The sequence below is a fragment of the Fibrobacter sp. UWB11 genome (genome assembly GCF_900143015.1).
Lineage (GTDB): Bacteria > Fibrobacterota > Fibrobacteria > Fibrobacterales > Fibrobacteraceae > Fibrobacter.
In genome coordinates this window covers 1,219,351-1,239,602 of sequence record NZ_FSRT01000001.1, presented here as the reverse complement: position 1 = coordinate 1,239,602, position 20,252 = coordinate 1,219,351, and the positions used below count along the sequence as shown (strand labels likewise).

Here is a 20,252-nt window from a genome sequence, read left to right as displayed (position 1 = left end):
TACGCAAACAAAACAATGTTCTTACAAAAAATTGCAGATAGGGCTTGTTTTTTCTAAATTGTTTTACATGAAAAAGATAAAAGTATATACATTGCAAGGTAAATGGACTGGGGACTTTGATTCCAACAATAAGTGGTATAAGGACGAAGCTCTCAAGCTCAAGGGTAAAGATATCGATCTTTTAGTTCTTCCGGAGCTGTTCCACACTCCGTATTTCCCGTTCGAGGAAAACGCGGACTTTTTTGACCTTGCTATCGAAAAGGATCACCCGATTGTCGCAGAATGGCAAGAAATTGCCAAGGAACTGAACGCTGTTGTCGTGTTCCCGTTCTTCGAAAAACGTGCTCGCGGCATCTATCACAATTCGGCATTCGTGTTCGAACGCGACGGAAGCATTGCAGGGCTTTACCGCAAGAGCCACATTCCCGATGATCCGGCCTTTTACGAAAAGTATTACTTTATTCCGGGCGACACCGGATTTGAACCGATTAAGACAAGCGCAGGTACTTTGGGCGTGCTCATTTGCTGGGACCAGTGGTTCCCCGAAGCAGCTCGTATCATGAGTTTGAAGGGTGCTGATGTGCTTATTTATCCGACCGCTATTGGTTGGATGGATTCTGAGCCGAAGGAAATCTACCCGCGTCAGCAAGATAGCTGGATGACGGTCATGCGCGGCCACGCCATTGCAAACCGCACGTTCGTGATTGCTGCAAACCGCTCGGGCGTTGAAGGACATCTCACGTTCTGGGGCACAAGCTTTGTCGCTGCTCCGGACGGATACATCTTGCAAAAGTGCAATCCGGAATTCTTGGGTGCAAGCTATGTCGAACTCGACCTTGCCGAAACCGAAGAAAATCGCCGCTGGTGGCCGCATTTCCGCGACAGACGCGTGGACTTGTACAAGGACATTTTGAAGATTTGGGCTGATTAGTTGTTAGCCGTTAGTCATTAGCTATTAGTAAAAAAGGCAGCAAAGCTGCAATTATAAGACTAAGGACCATTGACTAATGACTATTGACCAAAGATTTAATATAAAGGATTTTTTCCATGACGAAAAATTCAATTCGTTACCCGGCGGAATGGGAAAAGCAGAGCGCCACATGGCTTGCTTTCCCGCATAACAAGACGAACTGGTATGGTGAACGCGGCATCAATATCCGCAAGTTCTACGTAGAACTTATCCGTAACATCACGGAATTCCAGCCGGTGAACTTGTTGCTCCCCGCCAAGAACTTCTTGACCGACGAAGAAAAGGCGGCTCTTGCTAATCGCCCGTTCCCAGTGAATTTTATCGTCATCAAGACGAACGACATCTGGATTCGCGACTACGGTCCGTTCTTTATGAAGAAGGGTGACAAAAAGGTTGTCACCGAAACGCAATTTAACGCATGGGGCGCCAAGTTCCCGCCATGGGGACTCGACAACGCCATTCCGCAGAAGATTGCCGAAAAGCAAAAACTCCCACTCAACGAAAGCGTCCCGTTCATCTTTGAAGGCGGCGCTATAGAAGTCAACGGTGACGGTCTTGGTATCACGACCGAAGATTGCTTGGTCGGCAAGAACCGCAATGACGAAAAGGACTTGAAAAAGGTCGTGAAATCTCTTTGCAAGGCCTTCGGCCTCAAGGAATTGCTCGTGCTCCCGCACGGATTGCATGGAGACCATACGGACGGCCACATCGATAACGTTGCTCGCTTTGTCGAAAAAGACCGAGTCGTCATGTGCATGACGGACAACAAGCGCTCCCCCAACTATGCGATTTTGACTGAAGCCAAGCAGTTCATCGAAAGTTGGCTCAAGAGCCACTACGAGAGCGCCAAGGTCGATACGCTCCCGCTCCCGCCGCAGCGCGTGCTTGATGACGGCCAGATTCTTCCGGCATCGTACATGAACTACATCTACGTGAACGGTGGACTTATCTTCCCGAAATACAAGTGCCCGAACGATGCTAAGGCTAAGAAGTATTTCGAGAGCGTGTACTCGGATCGCAAGGTGATAGGCATTGATTGCCGCACTGTGATTGAAGAAGGCGGCAGCCTCCACTGCATGAGCAAGCACGAAGCAGATTAGGGATTAGGCTTTAGGTATTAGGTTTTTAGGAAGAAAAACGAGGCTTCGCCTCCCTTATTTTGATGCACGAAGTGCATGATACTTATGCTAAGACCTATCCCCTAAAACCTATAACCTATTTACCCTTCCTTGCTTTTGCGATTGCTTCTTTTGCAAGTTTATCTACAAGTTCATTCCATTTGACGCCGGTATGGGCGGCGACCTTTTCAAACTGAATGCGGTGCAAGTACGGCTTGGCCGCTTTTACGTACAATTGGGCGATGTTGCTCTTGGCTTGCCATTCACCTTTTGCCCAGCGTGCAATACCTTCGTAGTCATGACAAATGACGCCGTTCATGTCGTGAGCGTCTAGCCATTTCATGGCCTGGAACGAAGCCATCACTTCCCCATCGATATTGCGGCTTTCTGCATCAAATGCAGTAATTCCCGAGCCACGAGCAAGTTCCTTGTCGTCTTCAGTTACAACAAATGCCCAACCGGCAGGTCCAAAACCAGGCGAAAAAGAACCATCGACAAATACACGAATCCCATCGGGCGCTGGGGCATCCATTCCGTCGAGCCAAGCCAGAGCTTCCTCGCGGGAACCGAAGGATTTGAACAAAACACCTTTAACCCCGTGGGTCAGTTTTTCACATTCGGTCCACGTGGTTACGATTTTCTTTTCATTTTCGCTTTTTATTGCATAGAACTTCTGTTTAGGCATGGCGCAAATTTATATATTTTTTTCGAAATAAAAAATAGGAGCCTCTTTGTTTTCTTCGCAGTACTTTGCCGACGGCAAACGATATTTCGCAATGCGCTTTCTTTGTAAGCCATTACTGTATCGTTGGTTTTTGCGTAAGGCGGGGCCAGTCAAGAATACAAAGGCATTTTCGTTTCCAAAGTCGTTGCAAGAACACGAAAAAACAGTGTTCTTTATGCCAGAGGATAAAAAAATCGCAAAGGTCATTTTGGACGAACTTCCTGAAGTAAGTTTCCAATCCATTTTGTTTATTGCCCACGGCGATTTAGAAATCCTTTTAGCAAAGAAAAAAGCTATTGCCTCTTACTATACCGATAAAGGTTGCCGTTATGGGGAGTCTATTTTTGAAAAACTCGAATATCAAATAAAGACTTTTGCTCCCCATGCTTGTGTCTATTTAGGTCCTTACAAACCGCAATTTTTATACCTCGCTTTAGTAAGTGGTGCTAATCTTCGCGTTGGATTCGATTGCATTCGTGAATATCCATTCTTAAACATCAGTTTGCGTACGCTCAAGACAATTTCGCCTGCAAGGATGATGGCTCGCTATTTTTCAAAGGATAACGAGGACTAGCCATGCAAAAGATGTTTTCGACAATCATCACTGAAAATGGCGGCTATGCCGACTTGCACATGCATACCAAGCTTTCGGACGGGACTCTCTCGGTCGACGAACTGTTGATGCTTTGCAAGCGCAAAGGACTTCGCTGTATTTCCATCACGGATCACGATAACCTCGATAGCTATAAACTTGCCGAAGAACCCGCCAAGGAAATTGGGCTCGAAATCATTCCGGGAATTGAAATTTCTGCGGTATGGCAGGGCAAGGACATCCATATTTTGGGATACTTCTGCGACCCGACGAACCTCGCCCTGAACATGGAACTTGAGGATTTCGCGAAGCAGCGTATTGCCCGTGTAAAAGCGATTATCAAGAAGCTGAACGCGCTAGGCATCGGCATCACGTTCGAAAAAGTCCATTCTTATTGCAAAGGTAAAATCATCGGTCGTCCGCATATTGCCATGTCTCTAGTCGATGAGGAATACATTTCGAACTTCTCCGAAGCATTCACGAAATACCTTGGGGATGGCTGCATTGCATTCGTCGAAAAGAAGGGACTTAACCCACAAGAAACGATTCGCTTGATCGAAAATGCTGGCGGCATTGCCGTACTCGCCCACCCGTACAAGTCGGGGCTCAGTGACCAGTTCATCGAAAATATGGTGGAATGGGGAATTCAGGGCATGGAAGTCTACAGCCCCGCACAGAAAGGTGCTGTTGGCCGTAAATACAAAGAGATGGCCCAAAAGTTTGGACTTGTGGGTACAGGCGGTTCTGATTTCCATACAGAAAGCGGAACCTATCCCCCTGGTTGCATGAAAATGCCATACACCGTTGTACAGGCACTTCGAGAAAGGCGCGAAAAATCGCGTGCAGAATGGTTCTAATGAATCGCGGAATTTTTTTAATTGCTGTTTTGTCAGCGCTTGTTTCAAGCGTTTTTGCTGATGTTATCCATGCAAAGAAGAGTGTTCTTCCGACCCCGCAAGATTCCGTTTTTGAAACGGTAAACGCTCCCGATCCGGCTCCCAGGGAAACTGATGCCGCTCGTTGGGTAATCCCACTGCGTGAAGTCATGCAACGAACATACGACGTTTCGGGGCAAAAATCCGAATGGGTGCTGGGGACGTCCATCCTTGGCAGTCCGGAACTCCCGGCAAGGTCTCTTGGTATAGGAACGCTCAGCAAGCGCTATCCGAGCAAGCTTGCTGGTATTTACACAACCCGTTTAAGCTACGATGCATCGACGCTTGCGCTCAATGGCGAAAATGGAATTCTCTTTGAAGAACGCCATGGCATTCCTGTCGATACGCCTATTACCGATGTTAATTGGGAACGTAGTGCATTTGAAGGCAACGCCCTTCGCCTTGAATTCCGCCGCCTTATTACGGATTCGGTTACGCTTGACCTTGGCGTATCAAGCCATTCGAATTTGCTTTCTAAATCCTACGAGTACCAGCCGGTGACTCATTCTCCGTACTTTGCTTTGGGGCGTGACTCTACGCAAATTCCGTTTGGCGGTCGAAACATTGCAATGAACAGCATGCACCTTCAGCCGATTGTTACATGGCGTTTCGGTTACGGCAAGGCGTTTGTTAAGATAAATTATTTAAGTCTCGACAATGCAGACAATTCGACACATAAGGTTTTGCTCGATACGCTCGATCCGACTGTACGAAATTTCCAAACAGACCCTTACAGAATCATTATCGAAACTCGCACTTATGGTGGCGGTGTTGAATTCTACCCCATCAAGAACTTGACTCTTGGTACCGAATTTCATTACGGCAATCACGAAATCGAAATGCGCAATCTTCCGAAGATTACGAAGCGATTAGATACGACTTATAGCGAAACTGGACTGCGCACCGTCAATACGACTTATTTTGACACGAGTAAAGTTCGCAATTTTGAAACGATTCTCGGAAACTTCGATATTCGCTACAACATGTTCTTGAACCCGAGGCTCCGTTTTGAATATGAATTTGTAAATACCGATGAAACGGGCAATGATGAGATTAAACAGACGTACTATCAGGACCGCGAAATAGGCTATGCCGAAGTTTCGGATACGCTTTTCGGAAAGGTTCTTTTCCGCGCACAGGCAGGCATGCAGCGCAACAGTTCTGTTTTAGATACGGTAGAATTTGCACCTGCTTTTTCACTTGACGGAACATATCTCCTCCCCCACGATCTTTTGCTGAACGCATCGTACCGCCACGATAACAAGTTCCCCGATGTAACACAACTCAGGCTTACCGAAACAGGCCGTGTCGCTTTCCCGAATGAAAATCTGAAATATGAAGTTCGCGACCGCGCAACAGCGACTATTTCTTGGAAAAAACGTGATGTCTTTTATGGACTTGGGCTCCGCTACGAACATGCCAATAACTTGATTAAACCCAGGTGGGCTGTGAACGGAGGTTTGGACTCTACGTATGAAACTTCAACGTATATCGTGAACTACGAAACAATGGAAACGAGAGATACAACGTATGCCAAAGTTGCGGATTCCGTTGAGTCTGCATTCCGCTACGAAAATTTGGACCATGCACATACGCTTGACTGGTTAATGCAAGTGGGCTTCCGCCTTGGTAACTGGAAGTTCTACTTTGAACGCGGTCAAAAAATCACGCGAACAAGACTTATTGATACACCGTCCCTTTATTATAAGGGCAGCATCCATTGGCAGAATCGATTTGTCAGGGATAGGCTTGGCGTGAGTGTCCGTGTCGATTTCCAGTGGTTTAACAATCGCTATGACTGCACCATTAACGAAAAAGGCGAGCCGGAGCTCGTCTCTCTCAAGAAATATCTAGCGATGGATTTCGAAGCGCGTATGCAGATTCTCTCGTTTGAACTGTATAACCGCATCGAGAACTTCAACCACAGCATTTACGCGCCTGAATCCGGCTACACGCCTGAAGGTCTCCGCTTCGCTTACGGCATCGTCTGGACTTTTGGCAATTAGGAATACGGAATTCGGAGTTAGGAATTAAACGCTTTCGTCATCCTGACGCCAACGGCGGAAGGATCCAGTCAAATCTAGCTTATGCAAATCAAGAAACGACAGGATTCTTCGTTCCAAACGTATATACAAGAAATAATGGTTTCTATCGGCACTCCGTGCCTCCAGAATGACGTTTAACGATTAAACAGTCTGGATTCCGAGCAACACAAGATACGCGACATACAAGCTCAAGAATAGCGCTCCACCAATTCGTCCAAAGCCGAACTGTTCATTCGTCTTGCGCGCTGCTTTTGCGCGTTTGCTCTTAAAAAACGGGAAGCAAATCAGGGCAAGCAAAAGCGTGAGTGCCGACATAATCGGTAAATCACGGCTCAAAACGTCTGCATCCATAGCCTTAATCGGAGTAATGACTGCGGCGATACCGACTACGACAAGCGTGTTGAACAAATTCGAACCAATGACATTTCCAACGGCAAGGTCATTCTCGCCTTTGCGTGCTGCAGCAATTGAACTTGCAAGTTCAGGGAGGGATGTTCCCACTGCAACAATCGTAAGCCCAATCAGCAAATCGCTTACGCCAAGAGCTTGAGCAACGTTTATGGCTCCCCACACTAACATTCTTGAACTTACTATCAAAAGTACAAGTCCAACGAGCAACAACGCTAAAGATTTGACTATTGAAACTTTCTCTGCCGGGGCCTCAATAGGTTCATCTTTTTTACGCTTATGCTTGGCGTGTAGTTCCGTAAAAATGTTAAAGGCGGTGATGCCTGCAAATACAATTAAAAGGATGGCACCATCGATAAGCGAAACGTTTCCATCCTTCAGTAACAAAATGGTTAGCGCCGTCACCGCGATGAGTATTGGGATATCTCGAGTCATCGCCTCTTTCTTGACGACGACAGGAATAATCAACGCTGTGACGCCAAGGATTAGTGCGATATTTGCAATGTTGGAACCGTAAGCGTTTCCAAGAGCAAGTTGCGGAGTGTTGTTCAATGCCGACAAAACGGAAACGACCATCTCCGGTGCGGATGTTCCAAACCCCACAATCAACATTCCGATAAGGAATGTGCTCATGCCAAAAAATTGGGCCACGCCGACAGCCCCATCAACAAACCGGTCTGCACTCCAGACCAGGAGAATAAGGCCTACGACAATGGCCACAATAGAAAGAATCATGTTTTAACTAAAATGCGTAGAAGGTTGCACCAACAGAGACTGCTTTAGAAGACAGGTTGTTGATAGGCCATGCGTTATAGTCATCATACTGGTTGTTGATTCCCCAAATAAAGCGGGCTTCGAAACCGATATAACGATTGGCGCGGATACCAAAACCAAATACAATGGACCAGTCGATTACAGAACGGTAATCGTTATCCAACATATCTTCCTTGATGTTTACTGCCTTGCTGGAGGATTGATCCGACGATTTGAGTTTGAAGTTGTCTGAAACGGCGAAGGACGGTTGGACACCGACGTCAAAGAAGAAGTTTGAGTTTGCACTCTTCAAAGAAAGGAGCAAAGGAACTGAAATGCGGTACTGATTAAACGATGTGCGGTATTCGCCAAACGTTTCGTTGTATGTGTCGTTGTAGCTGTTGCTTACCTTATCGTGATCGAACAAGACGCCCGTCTTGAATGCCATGTTGTATTCATCCAACGGGAAAAGTGCAAAGGCACCAACGCTCCATGCCAAGCCGGAATAACGGTCATATTCATAGCGACCATTGTCCCCAGAAAGGAATGCGCTACCGACGAAACCTTGGATACCAAAGGTGAACTTTAATGGAATTCGACCACGGAGCTGATCCATATCAATGGTGTCTGGACTAGCCACTTCAGAAACGTAAATCGTTTTTACTGCATTGTTGTTCGGTTCAATTTCAGCTGGAGAATAGACCGGGCGGTAAACGAATTTCTTGGTGGGCTTTTTTTGAACGGGCTTTGCAGCATCGGCACCACGAACAGCTGTGGGCTCGGAAAATAGGTTTTCGGGAGCGAGTTCTTTTTCGGCTTGCGTAAACTTGTCTTCGACCGGAGCGGGAGCTTGTGCGGCAGTTTGTTCAACAACTTGTTCGGCCTGTACAGGAGCAACTTCGGCAACTGGGGCCGGTGCTTCATTTTGTGCCATCACGGCAGATACTGCCAAAGCAGTCAAAATTCCAGTGTACTTCAGATTCATATTGATCCTCCAATGGTAATCATTGTAATATTATAGTATTTTTGTAATTGAAAAACCAATGTAAAATACAAGCGTTCCATTCATAAAATACTAGATTACGCTATATGAAAACGAATATTGTATCAACCGCTACGGGCAAAGCTAACGTTAGCGCCCTCTTTTTTGTTAAAAAGTCCGTCCAGTTTTCTAATGTCTTGTCGGAAAACGCCGAGAAACAGGTTGAATCTGTTTTGAACGGCATGGAAGACGGACCGTTCGAAGACTTGGAACTTCTGGAAATTGATGGACAGTCCACCCTTTTCGTGAACGCCGCCAAGGAACGCGGAATTTCGAGCCTCGACCATCTGCGCATGGCCGCCTACCGTCTCGCCAAGCGAGCTAGCAAGCGCCAGATTCCGATGGTTTCGATGATGCTTGCCGATGCAGCACCGGAACAGTTCAAGAGCATTTTGCACGGTCTCCATTACGCCGACTACAAGTTCGATGCCTACAAGAGCAAGCAGAAAGACGCTTTCCAGGTCACGTTTGAAATTGTAGCAGGCGAACACACCGCAGAATTCAAGAAGATTGCTGAAGAAGCCGCTATTGAAAATAAAGCGATTGTGCTTGCAAAGAATTTGATTAACACAAGTTCCAGTGACCTTACTCCTGCTGAATTTGTCGAAAACGCAAATACCATTGCAAAATACACTCCGGGTCTTTCGATCAAGGTGCGCAATATGAAGCAACTCGAAAAGGAAGGCTTCATGGGACTTGTGACCGTTGGTAAAGGCAGCTCTCACGAACCGTACATGATTACGCTCAGTTATGACGGAAGCAAGGGCTCCAAGAATGTTGCGAAAAATGCAAAGAAAAATGCGCGCACTTCTGCAGACCACTTGGTATTTGTCGGCAAGGGTCTCACGTTTGACACGGGTGGCCTCTGCCTCAAGCCGCCTAAATCCATGCCCGAGATGATTAGCGACATGAGCGGTGCCGCAACGGTACTTGCCGCCATCCAGGCTATTGCAACACTTGAACTCCCGATTAAGGTAAGCGCCGTGTGCTGCCTCGCCGAAAATGCGATTGGCAACAAATCCGTGCTGCCGGGTGACATCTTTACCGCTAAGAACGGTAAGACAGTCATGGTCGACAATACCGATGCCGAAGGACGCCTTGTTCTCTCGGACGGTTTGGCAGAAGCAGGTATCATCGGTGCAACGCACATTGTGGATCTCGCTACGCTTACGGGAGCCATGGTTCGCGCTCTCGGTTACGCTGTTGCCGGATTCTTCAGCAATGACGATGATCTTGCCTTGAAGGTCATCAACTGCGGTGAAGCTTGCTGCGAAAAGTTCTGGAGCATGCCGCTCGAAGAAGAATATGCAGACGCATTGAAAGATCATTTTGCAGACCTCAAGAACACCGGTTCTGACGCTGGCGCAATCGCCGCCGCCCTCTTCTTGCAGGAATTTGTGCCCGAAGATACCGCCTGGGCTCACTGGGATATCGCTGGCACCGCATTTGTGAACAAGACATGGAAGTACACCGAATACGGTGCAACAGGCTTTGGTGTGCAATCGCTCATTGAACTTGCTAGAAGAATGTCCGGCGTAGCTCACGAAGATGCTGCAAACGAAGATACAGATGGCGAATATGTCGCTGTAGAAGCATAAGCGGATTTTAAATAATTTGCTTATCAAATCCTCAAAGTGAGTATTAAAAAACCTTCAGATTTCTGAAGGTTTTTCTATCTTTGCAATGTATGAAAAACGTTGATACTATTGCCGTTTTGGACTTTGGTGGGCAGTATGCTCACTTGATTGCCAACCGTGTACGCCGTCTTGGCGTGTTTACCGAAATCCATTCCCCTGCCGCCCCGGTTTCTGAACTCGAAGGCGTGAAGGGCATCATTTACAGTGGCGGTCCGTCTAGCGTTTATGCGGCTGACGCTCCGGAATACAATCCTGAAATTTTGAACCTCCCGGTGCCGAAGCTCGGCATCTGCTACGGTCACCAGCTCATCGCCCAGCAGTTGGGCGGTCACGTGGAACCGGGCAAGGTCAAGGAATACGGCATTGCAGACCTCATTGTCGGCGACGAAAAGTGCCCGCTTTTGAAAGGTCTCCCGAAGGCTTCCCCGATGTGGATGAGCCACGGCGACCAGGTGACAAAGCTCCCCGAAGGCTACAAGATCGTGGCCAGCACCAAGGACTGCGAAATCGCCGCCGTTGCATTCGATAGCGACAAGCCCGAACGCCAGATTTTCGGCATCCAGTTCCACCCCGAAGTCACGCACAGCAAGTTCGGCATGAAGTTGCTTGAAAACTTCGTCGACTATACGGGTGCCAAGAAAACTTGGAACATGAAGAGCTACTTGCCGCTCATCACGCAGCGCATCAAGGACCAGGTCAAGGACCGTAAGGTGTTCTTGCTCGTGTCTGGCGGTGTGGACTCTACCGTTGCATTCGTGCTCTTGAACCGCGTGCTCGGACCGGAAAAGGTTCTCGGTTTGCACGTGGATAACGGCATGATGCGCCTCGGCGAATCCCAGAAGATTATGGACTTCCTCACGAAGGAAGGTATGAACAATCTCAAGATTCGCGACGCTAGCGAACACTTCCTTGCAAAGCTCAAGGGCGTGACCGCTCCGGAAACCAAGCGCGGCATCATCGGTAAGGAATTTTTGACGGTCAAGGACGAGGAAATGGCTAAGCTCAACCTCGATCCGAACGAATGGATGATGGCTCAGGGCACCATCTACCCCGACACCATCGAAAGCGGCGGCACCAAGAACGCCGACAAGATCAAGACGCACCACAACCGCGTGCAAGAAGTTTTGGACCTCATGGAAAAGGGCCTTGTGCTCGAACCGCTCGCCGACCTTTACAAGGACGAAGTCCGTGCCCTCGGCGAAGAACTCGGCATTCCGCACAACCTCGTGTGGCGCCACCCGTTCCCGGGTCCGGGTCTCGGCGTTCGCTTGCTCTGCAGCGAAGGCAAGCTCACGAACGATATGGTGAAGTTCGAAGACGTGAAGGACACCGCAGGCCAGTCCCTCGCCGACTACCTCAAAGCAAACAACATTGCAGGCCGCATGCTCCCGATCAAGAGCGTTGGCGTCCAGGGTGACGGCCGTACTTACGCACAGCCGTTCCTCATCACGACTCCGGGCTTAAGCTGGAAGGATTGCGAAAAGTTCTCTACCGAACTTGCCAACCGCTTCAAGGCCATCAACCGCGTCATCTACCAGATCGGTAGCGTCGCTGATGAAGATCCGAAGCTTGTCGAACAGTACGCCACCCGCGAAAACTTCGATACGCTCCGCAAGTTCGACAACATCTGCACCGAATTCCTGCAGGCAAACGACTTGTACGAAAAGATTTGGCAGATGCCGGTCGTACTCGTTCCGCTCCGCACGGCTAACAAGCCTTGCATCGTGATGCGCCCGGTGAACTCCACCGAAGCCATGACCGCAAACTTCGCCGAAATCGACCAGGGCATGCTCGCAGGTCTCTGGCGCAAGTTCGAAGCCGAAGGCGCTGGCAGCCTGTGGTACGATGTGACCCACAAGCCGCCCGGAACCATTGAGTGGGAGTAGCGCGGAGCCGAGTGTCGCAAAAATGAGCTTGCTCATTTTTATGACCGAGGCGAACAAGCAGACGCTGAAGCCGTAGGCGTAAGCGTCAGTAAGCCGAGTGCTGCGAAAACATGCGAGCATGTTTTCATAGCCGAGGCGCGCGAACACGCGACAAGCGTAGCGCAGTCGCAATGGGAGTAATGGATTCTATCGCGTTTCACGCTCCAGAATGACATTAAACAAAAATCCGAATGAGACAAACTCATTCGGATTTTTTTATCAAATTAAAATAAATTCCATCTACGAGAACTTGATTCTCGGATCGACTAGCGTATAAAGTATATCGCTAAAGAGTCGACCTATCATAGCCATAAGGCTACTGAGGAAGATAATCCCCATCACCACGTTATAATCGCGATTGACCATCGAATTGTAATACAAGAGCCCCATGCCATCGATATCAAAGACCTTCTCGATGAGGAGCGCGCCTGCAAACATGAGTGTGCAAATTTCAGAAAGGCGGGTTGCAATCGGGATCAGCGCATTGCGGAGTGCATGACGCACAAGAGCCTGTTTAAAGCTCAAGCCCTTAGCCAATGCCGTTCGCATATAATCGCGACCTAGTTCCTCAAGCGCAGAATTCTTCATGAGGAACGTGAGGAACGCAAATTCGCTAATCATGTAACAGAAAATCGGGAGCGCCAAATGTTGCGCCAAATCAAACACTTTCCCGAAGAACGTGAAATCCTCAAAGTCATCGCTTGTAAGCCCACCGAGCGGGAAAATGTCCAAGTACGAACCGCCCGCCAAGAAGATAATGAGCAAAATGCCAAGTGCATAACCCGGCATCACGTAGCCCGAGAAAATAAGACCGCTCGTAAAAGAATCAAGCTTGCTTCCATGATGCACCGCCTTCCAGAGCCCAAGCGGAATGCAGATAAGGTAGCTCAAGAAGAACGACGTCACACCAAAGAACAATGATATCGGGAATCGGCTTACAATCACGTCCCAGACCGGGAGCCCGTACGTGTAACTTTCCCCAAGATTCAAATGCAAAACGTTCCAAAGCCACGTAAGGTAACGTTTCCACGCAGGCTGGTCAAAGCCAAAGTACGCCTGGATTTGCGCAATCTGGTCCGGCGAGAGCGCCTTGGAAGCATCTACGCCACCCTTCATCGAAGCCGCCTGCTGCGCACGAGAAATCAGCTCTTCGACAGGTCCACCCGGCAAGAGCTGAATCAAGATAAAGCACACCAACGAAATCCCGATTAATGTCGGGATCATTAGCAACAAACGACGAAGGATGTACGAACGCATTTATCTCATTTTTCCAGAACGCAAGACGTCCATCATGTTGAACGGCTTTGCAGTACCGGCGGCAATCTGGTCAGCGAGGAAGTTCACGGCATCGACTGTGCCTTCGGCATAAATCTTGCGGCCGCAAACATTGTGCTGGAATTCAAAGTGAACCGTACCGTCAGCGCTATCGAGGCTATAGGTATGGAATGCGTGACCGCCGAGGTATTCTTCAGGCACATGCATGCGTTCCATCTGTTCCTTCTCGTTGCGGACCTTTTCGATATCGTCAACAGAAAAGTCAAAGCCCATCTTCTGGAAGTCTCCAACAACAGCCTTGGCGGTACCGCTAGTGTCAGCCTTGGTCTTCTGGTGGCTTTCGACAACAGAGAGCTTGTAGCCTTCGAATGCCGTCGGGAATTCGTTAGCCAAAAATTCAATCATCGTCTGGAAAGCGACAATCTGCTTAGCCATGTTCGGAGCGATGACGCTCGGATGGTTGGCATCGGCAACGAGCTTTGTGAGAGCTTCGCGGTCGCCACCAGTCGTGCCCATCACGAACGGGATCTTGTGCTTCACGTAGAAAGCGGCGTTGTCGTTCACTGCCGTCGGATGCGTGTAGTCAATGCAAATCATGTTCGGATACTTGGCAAGCACTTCGCCAATGCGGGCTTCGCGGTTGGACGGTTTCAAGAGCTGGATAGTCTTGCCTGCAACTTCGGCTTCGTTTTCGACGATAATTTCACCCGTCAAAGAATACGAGACAAGTTCCAAACCGCGAGCAACACAAGTTTCGGCCACGATGCGGCCCATGTTACCCGGAATACCATTAACCATCACTTGAACGGACATAAAATCTCCTATTGTTTTTCCGATGAATAAGATAGTAATTTACACACAAAAAAAAGGAGATGCCCGCTCGGAGGCGGGCATGACAAGGTTAAAAAAGATTCCGGCGCGAAGGCCGGAATGACATGGAAAAAAATGCCTGCTCGGAAGCAGGCATGACAAATGTAATTCGTCAGTTAATTATCTGCCACGAGAGTCAATCTTATACTTTGCAGTATTCTTTGCGCCCTTCTTCTTCAAAGCCTTGATGAGGCGGGTATAACCTTCGTTCGTAGCCCAGTCGAGCACGGAGTAACCCTGACCGCACTTAGCGTTCACATCAACACCCTTGTTGATGAGGAACATCATTGCATCGTAGTTACCAGACTTGACTGCCCAATGAATCGGGAGGTATCCATCCGGGCTGCGGTTTTCAAGCGGAGCGCCAGCGTTTGCAAGAACTTCGAGCATGTCGGCCTTACCCGTCTTGGCAGCAATCAGCACTGCCGTAGCAAGGTTCTGCGGGTCAACATTTTCTTTTTTGAGTTGCTGCAAAAGACGATTCACAACTTCCTTGTTGCCCATCATGACGGCGTTGTCGATAACCGGTTCACCATTGCCGTTATTGACGTTGGCCTTTGCACCGTGATCGAACAAGTAGTTGAGCACCATCATGTTGCCCTTGTTAGCTGCAATTGCAACAGCGTTGTTGCCGTTGTCCGCCGGCTGGTCAATTTCGAAAGAAGCCTGAAGGAAAAGAGTCATCTTGGCGGTATCGCTATTGACTGCGTAAGAGACGAACTGATTCGGCGTAAAACCAATCTGCTTTTTCGTCAAATATCTGCGAACAGACTGAGGATCGTTCGGGTCCATGGTTTCTTCACAACCGGTCAAAGAAAAAATGAGACCAGCAGCACAGAGAACCAAGAGTTTCTTCTTCATATTATACTCCAATGATTTTTTGATTTTCCAACTTAAAACTACACTATTTTTTTTGATTTATAACAAAAAAAACGTGATTTTACACTTTTTTTTTCGAGATTTGGGGCTTACTTCTTGTTTTTCTTTGTTGTTTTGATTTTTAGTTTCTCGTTAATCTTAATTTTCGTGTCTTTAAGCCCATTCCACTTGACAATGTCTTCGATAGTCACGCCGTACTGGCGCGAAATATCCCAAAGACCCTCGCCTTTCTTGACAACATGAGTAATTTCTTCGATTTTGGGAGTGCTCGGAGCCGGAGCTGCGGAGCCCGGAATCTTGAGCTTTTGCCCAACCTTGATGTTCGAAGAACTGCCCATATCGTTCATTTCGCGGATGGCGGCAACCGTCGTGGAATACTTTCTCGCGATTGCATACAGGTTATCACCAGATTCGACCGTATAAATTATCGTCGTGCTGACGGGTTGACTTTTGGAGTTTTTGGCCGTCGGCTCTGGGGTCTTTTTAGAATTTTTGTTGGACTTCTTGGAATCGGTGGGTTCGGTAACCTTAGAAGTTTCTATAACAGGAACATCGTCATCGACAGCCTTGGACATTTTGCGAGGCGGACGGACATAAGCAGGAATAGAAAGAGAATCACCGATGGTAAGGCGCTTGGTAAAGCCACTATTTGCCTGTAACAAGAGGAATACTGGAACTTTGTACTGCTTCGCAATAAGCGCATAGGTATCGCCCGCCTTGACAACATATTTTTCACCTTTCTTGAGAGCTACACGCTGTTGTACAAAGCTACTCGGCTTAAGATCCGGCTTAGAAACGTAAATGGTATCACCTTTTTTAACGTTATACCCAGGCTCAATGTTGTTCCAAACGCGTAAGGATTCCTGAGAAACACCAAAACGACGTGAAATCGAGCCCAAATTATCGCCAAGTTGAACGACGTAAGTACGGACTTTTGAAGGCTTTTTGCCTGTCGAACGGCGCGGAGCGACTTTCACCGGAATTAACAGGGTACGGCCCACTTTAAGCTTCGCGTTTTTCTTCATATCGTTTGCACGTTGAATTTCTGCGACGCGGACACCGTATTGTTGGGCTATATTGCCGATAGATTCGCCTTTACGGACTTTGTGCTGTTTCCAACTCGAAAAACCATTCTTTTCCATGCGGTCGTAGTTCTGGACAAACGAGGCACGCGTTCCATACGGCAAGCGGAGTAAATAGGCATCGCGGTTAGGAGGCGTACACCACATGGTGAGTTCCATGTTCAACGTGCGGAGCGTATCTTCGGGGACTTTCAGGAATTTTGCAATTTCATCGAGCGAGAACGAATCATAGACCGTCACGGTATCGTATGCCGGTAAATGACGCTTTTCTATTGCGACATCGTAGTGGTCCGGGAAGTGACCAATAACCATTGCGGCAAGGATTCGCGGTACATAATGCATGGTTTCTTGCGGAAGTTGCAAGTCCCAGTATGTTACCGGACGATCCCCCCACGTAGAATCGGCTTTCTTTTCCCTGATCAATCGGCGGATTCTGCCTTCACCGCAGTTGTAAGCGGCCATGGACAAAAGCCAATCGCCAAATTCAGCATACAAAGTTGAGAGGTAACTCAAGGCCGCATCGGTTGCGACTTCGGGATTGCGGCGCATGTCGACCCAAAAATCGACTTCCAAACCGTAACGGATTCCGGTTTCAGGAATAAATTGCCACATGCCAGCCGCTTTTGCACGGCTATAAGCCTTGACATTAAAGCCGGATTCCACCAATGCCAAATAAATAAGGTCGCGAGGCATGCGTTTTTGCGCAAGCTTTGTATAAATCAACGAATCATAAGCAGTTTTACGGGTGAGTGACCTCGTAATAAAGCCTCGAGCGGTCGTTGTCATGTAATAGATTTCCTGCATAACGCGCTCGTTAAAGCGAATGGGGAGCGAAAAACGCCCAGCATCGACTGTATCCAGGAAGTTTTCAATTACGCGGATCGACGCGCTGTCTGCTGCATTTTCATCGTAGGCATCTACACCGTCAATCGAAAGGCTATCGACATAAGTCGAATCATCCCCTTCTTGTTCCGAAAGGTTCGGGTAAACATCTTCTAATGCCTGTACGATTCGCACGGGCATCTGCATTTTATAAATAGAATCTTCAGAACGCGTTAGACGGCTCTTGGCAGGGTCGTATTTTTCGGTCACAAGCAACCGGAGCGATTCTTCGAGGTAATGCTTTGAAACAGCCCATTCGTGGTTATCAATAGCTTGAAGGCCATATTGATAATAGACCCATGAAGGCCTTGTAGAATCCCCGACAATTTCTTTGCCGGGATTTGTTCCGGGTACATCAATAGAGACCTTTTCCGAAGGAATAGGCCTCCCCTGCGAAGACGCGGCAACTTTCGCCTGCTTGGAGGCGCAGGCGGTTAACATTATCAAAAAGAGTGCGAAGCCGAGTCTAAGAATTGTATTCGACCATATCACTGGTCGAAATCCATGTCCTCGCCGTAGTCAGACCAAATGGGGTTACGGCCAAAGGATGGCTTGTCAAAATCAACTTCTTCGTCAACTTCTTCTTCTTGCGGTTCTTCTTCTTCCTTGATCAGATCGTCTTCTTCGCCCAAGTAAGATGGATCAGGTGTATCATCGAATGCATCATTCTTAGGACGACGACCACAATAGTATGCTATGCTCATATAAGCTTTCCTCCAGTTTATTGCATCAATCTGTTCATACCGTAAAGAATAACTCCACACATCGCAAGAGCCGTTACAATTTGCAGGATAATGATCACCCTGTTGACCTTGTAAGCCGTTTGCGATTTACGATGCCATGATGGCAATTTGTTTGCGGAGTTCTTGTTTCTCACTTCGGAAGTGAAATATATACATAAATTTGTAAATGCAAACAGTTAATCAAAAAAAATGTCTAAATTCTTTATGAAAAATGAAACATTTTCTATTAACACTTCTCTTTAGCGCAGTTTTTCTATTCGCGCAATCCGGATTTTCGATAAATAATAGCGGAATCCATGTTCCCGGAGCAAGAACTTTGAGTCCGGGAGACTTGTTTATCATGGGTGGATTCGAAATGGCGAGCAGTAACAAGCCCGCCAGTATCGAAGGTTATATTGTCGATGAAAACGGCAATCGAAAGCAACTTACCAAGTCCCCTTCAAATACGGTTTTGGGCTACGTCGGTTACGGTATACTTGATTATCTAGAAGCTGGACTCAATGTGAATGTCCATTACGACGGAGATGCCGGTGGAACGAGACTCAAGGGATTGGGTTTTGGCGACCTCGGACTCATGGTCAAGGCTCAACTTCCGAATCAGTCTTTAAGAGACCTTTTTAATATCGCGGCTGCGATTGAATTTTTCCTTCCGACCGGAACAAACGAGAAAGGACTTCGCCCGAGGCACATCTGGTACATCCATAAAGACGACCTCACGCATTCTTATTCATCGGCAGATTACTCCATTGCCGGAACGCTTTATTTAACCATGAACATTCACAGGAACCTAAACTGGAACAACTACGCAGGGGTTTTGAGGAATCTCGAACACGGAGAAAACATTTTTATCTGGGGTACTGGATTTAACCTTTTCCCCTACGAATGGGTTTCGCTTGTTTTGGAAATGTCTGGAGAAACACGGATTCGCTCCAAGGATATTTTGCGCGGATTCATGAACGATCAATTGAGGTTTTCTCCAGGTTTAAAAGTGAGGTTGCCTAAGTTCACAACGCTTTCCATTAACGCAGACCTTGGCATGGACCTTTTTAGAAAGCGCAAAATTGGGCGTGGACACGCCATCACTGTTAAAAATAAAGGACATCATTATTCTTACACGGTTCCTGGAAGCCCTCCAATTGCAGCGTCCATCAAGTTTAGCCGAACTTTCGACCTCAGTGGCAGGATTGAGGATTACAAGCAACGTATGGAAGCCTGCCCCAAGTCTGGCCTGTCATTAAAAGAAAGAAAATACCGCTGCGCGCCGGACCAAGACAATGACGGCATTGCAGATGATTTGGACCAGTGCCCTGACACACCAGCCGAAGTACTTATCGATGATAAAGGTTGCCCGTTCGACAACGATGGCGATGGCGTACCGGACTACAAGGATAACTGCCCAGAAACAAAGCAAGGATATCCGGTCGATGAATTTGGTTGTATTCGCGACAACGATAATGACGGTGTTCCGAATGAACTGGATAAATGCCCGCACTCGAATCCAAACGATGAAATCAATGAATTTGGATGTATCCTTGATACAGACGAAGATGGTATTCCGAACGCACTCGATTCTTGCCCCAACACTCCGGCCGGGCTCCAAGTGAACAAGTATGGTTGTTTCTTGGATCGTGACAAAGACGGTGTTCCCGACGAATGGGACAAGTGCCCGAACAGTTTTGAAAAAGAAATAGTGAATATGTATGGTTGCCCCATTGACTCCGATGAAGATGGTGTGCCGGACTATAGAGATCGATGCGAAAACACAGAAAAGGGAACAAAGGTCGATAGCCTTGGTTGTCGGCTAGATTTCGACCATGATGGCGTTTATAATGAAGATGACAAGTGCCCAGACACTCCCGAAAATGCGCCGGTAGATAATGAAGGTTGCCCAATCGATTCTGACAGAGATGGTATTTTCGATTACCTCGATAACTGCCCCAACACGCTTGATGGAACCGAAGTAGACATGAACGGATGCCCTATCCGTGAAAAGCAAAACCTCGATAAAATTGCAAGGCGTATTCAATTCCACAAGGGAACAGACAAACCGCTCAATTCATCGTATACGGCCTTTAGTGATGTTGTTTCGATTATGCGCCACAACAAGCGCATTGCTCTTGAAATTCAATGCAGTGTAAAGCAAGGCGAAGCAATGGTTCCGCAATCGCTTTCCGATGCTCGAGCAACAGTTATCTACGATTTCCTTGTGGGCAAGGGAATCAAGGAAGAACGCCTCAAGGCAACGGGTTACGGGCTCAATTTACCGACGAATGTACGCGGACACTCAAAGCTAAATCCCGTTGGAGTTAGACTTATACCGCACAATTTTGTTAAAGAGTAAGCTTATGGATTCTCCCCTATCGGAGAATCCT

Annotated in this window: 16 protein-coding genes; 8 read left to right on the top strand and 8 right to left on the bottom strand. The window is 47.8% G+C overall.

What is annotated here, in order from left to right; all coding sequences use genetic code 11:
* Positions 1–67: 67 nt before the first annotated feature.
* Both BUQ91_RS05310 and BUQ91_RS05305 read left to right on the top strand, forming a co-directional pair.
* On the top strand, positions 68–931 hold the full coding sequence (locus BUQ91_RS05310; RefSeq protein ID WP_074208417.1) for a carbon-nitrogen hydrolase: 864 nt from the start codon (positions 68–70) through the stop codon (positions 929–931).
* Positions 932–1,047: 116 nt separating this feature from the next.
* A complete protein-coding gene (locus BUQ91_RS05305) occupies positions 1,048–2,070 on the top strand; it encodes an agmatine deiminase family protein (RefSeq protein ID WP_074208416.1) in 1,023 nt (340 codons plus the stop codon).
* 115 nt (positions 2,071–2,185) lie between these two features.
* Here BUQ91_RS05305 and BUQ91_RS05300 read toward each other — a convergent pair whose 3' ends face one another.
* A complete protein-coding gene (locus BUQ91_RS05300; RefSeq protein ID WP_074208415.1) occupies positions 2,186–2,773 on the bottom strand; it encodes a ribonuclease H1 domain-containing protein in 588 nt (195 codons plus the stop codon).
* 214 nt (positions 2,774–2,987) lie between these two features.
* Here BUQ91_RS05300 and BUQ91_RS05295 point away from each other — a divergent pair, with 214 nt between their 5' ends.
* The 3 genes from BUQ91_RS05295 to BUQ91_RS05285 are packed head-to-tail and all read left to right on the top strand — an operon-like array spanning position 2,988 to position 6,345.
* Complete coding sequence (locus BUQ91_RS05295; RefSeq protein ID WP_254842254.1) at positions 2,988–3,386, top strand: hypothetical protein; 399 nt, start codon at positions 2,988–2,990, stop codon at positions 3,384–3,386.
* Positions 3,387–3,388: 2 nt separating this feature from the next.
* The gene (locus tag BUQ91_RS05290) at positions 3,389–4,261 is read left to right on the top strand and encodes a PHP domain-containing protein (protein ID WP_072828682.1); all 873 of its coding nucleotides are present in this window, start codon (positions 3,389–3,391) and stop codon (positions 4,259–4,261) included.
* Positions 4,261–6,345 (top strand): hypothetical protein, encoded by a 2,085-nt coding sequence (locus BUQ91_RS05285; RefSeq protein WP_254842253.1) that lies wholly within the window; start codon positions 4,261–4,263, stop codon positions 6,343–6,345. Before BUQ91_RS05290 ends, BUQ91_RS05285 begins: the two co-directional genes overlap by 1 nt.
* A gap of 180 nt (positions 6,346–6,525) precedes the next feature.
* On the opposite strand, the gene BUQ91_RS05280 is transcribed toward BUQ91_RS05285, so the two are convergent.
* Both BUQ91_RS05280 and BUQ91_RS05275 read right to left on the bottom strand, forming a co-directional pair.
* A complete protein-coding gene (locus tag BUQ91_RS05280) occupies positions 6,526–7,527 on the bottom strand; it encodes a calcium/sodium antiporter (protein ID WP_074208413.1) in 1,002 nt (333 codons plus the stop codon).
* Positions 7,528–7,534: 7 nt separating this feature from the next.
* The gene (locus tag BUQ91_RS05275) at positions 7,535–8,530 is read right to left on the bottom strand and encodes a porin family protein (RefSeq protein ID WP_074208412.1); all 996 of its coding nucleotides are present in this window, start codon (positions 8,528–8,530) and stop codon (positions 7,535–7,537) included.
* 104 nt (positions 8,531–8,634) lie between these two features.
* Here BUQ91_RS05275 and BUQ91_RS05270 point away from each other — a divergent pair, with 104 nt between their 5' ends.
* Both BUQ91_RS05270 and guaA read left to right on the top strand, forming a co-directional pair.
* On the top strand, positions 8,635–10,185 hold the full coding sequence (locus BUQ91_RS05270) for a leucyl aminopeptidase family protein (protein WP_074208411.1): 1,551 nt from the start codon (positions 8,635–8,637) through the stop codon (positions 10,183–10,185).
* An 89-nt stretch (positions 10,186–10,274) separates the two neighbouring features.
* Positions 10,275–12,110, top strand: coding sequence for a glutamine-hydrolyzing GMP synthase (gene guaA / locus BUQ91_RS05265; protein ID WP_074208410.1), 1,836 nt, complete (start codon positions 10,275–10,277; stop codon positions 12,108–12,110).
* 279 nt (positions 12,111–12,389) lie between these two features.
* On the opposite strand, the gene BUQ91_RS05260 is transcribed toward guaA, so the two are convergent.
* From BUQ91_RS05260 to BUQ91_RS05240, 5 genes are all read right to left on the bottom strand, one after another.
* A complete protein-coding gene (locus BUQ91_RS05260; RefSeq protein WP_072828697.1) occupies positions 12,390–13,406 on the bottom strand; it encodes an ABC transporter permease subunit in 1,017 nt (338 codons plus the stop codon).
* A complete protein-coding gene (gene dapB, locus BUQ91_RS05255; RefSeq protein ID WP_074208409.1) occupies positions 13,407–14,237 on the bottom strand; it encodes a dihydrodipicolinate reductase in 831 nt (276 codons plus the stop codon).
* A gap of 177 nt (positions 14,238–14,414) precedes the next feature.
* A complete protein-coding gene (locus BUQ91_RS05250; RefSeq protein WP_074208408.1) occupies positions 14,415–15,155 on the bottom strand; it encodes an ankyrin repeat domain-containing protein in 741 nt (246 codons plus the stop codon).
* A 107-nt stretch (positions 15,156–15,262) separates the two neighbouring features.
* Positions 15,263–17,578, bottom strand: a complete 2,316-nt coding sequence (locus tag BUQ91_RS05245; RefSeq protein WP_254794408.1) for a LysM peptidoglycan-binding domain-containing protein — start codon at positions 17,576–17,578, stop codon at positions 15,263–15,265.
* A gap of 47 nt (positions 17,579–17,625) precedes the next feature.
* Entirely contained in the window at positions 17,626–17,841 is a 216-nt protein-coding gene (locus BUQ91_RS05240; protein ID WP_072828708.1) for a hypothetical protein, read from the bottom strand.
* Between the two features lie 379 nt (positions 17,842–18,220).
* Here BUQ91_RS05240 and BUQ91_RS05235 point away from each other — a divergent pair, with 379 nt between their 5' ends.
* On the top strand, positions 18,221–20,221 hold the full coding sequence (locus BUQ91_RS05235) for a thrombospondin type 3 repeat-containing protein (protein WP_254842252.1): 2,001 nt from the start codon (positions 18,221–18,223) through the stop codon (positions 20,219–20,221).
* The last annotated feature ends 31 nt before the right edge of the window (positions 20,222–20,252 follow it).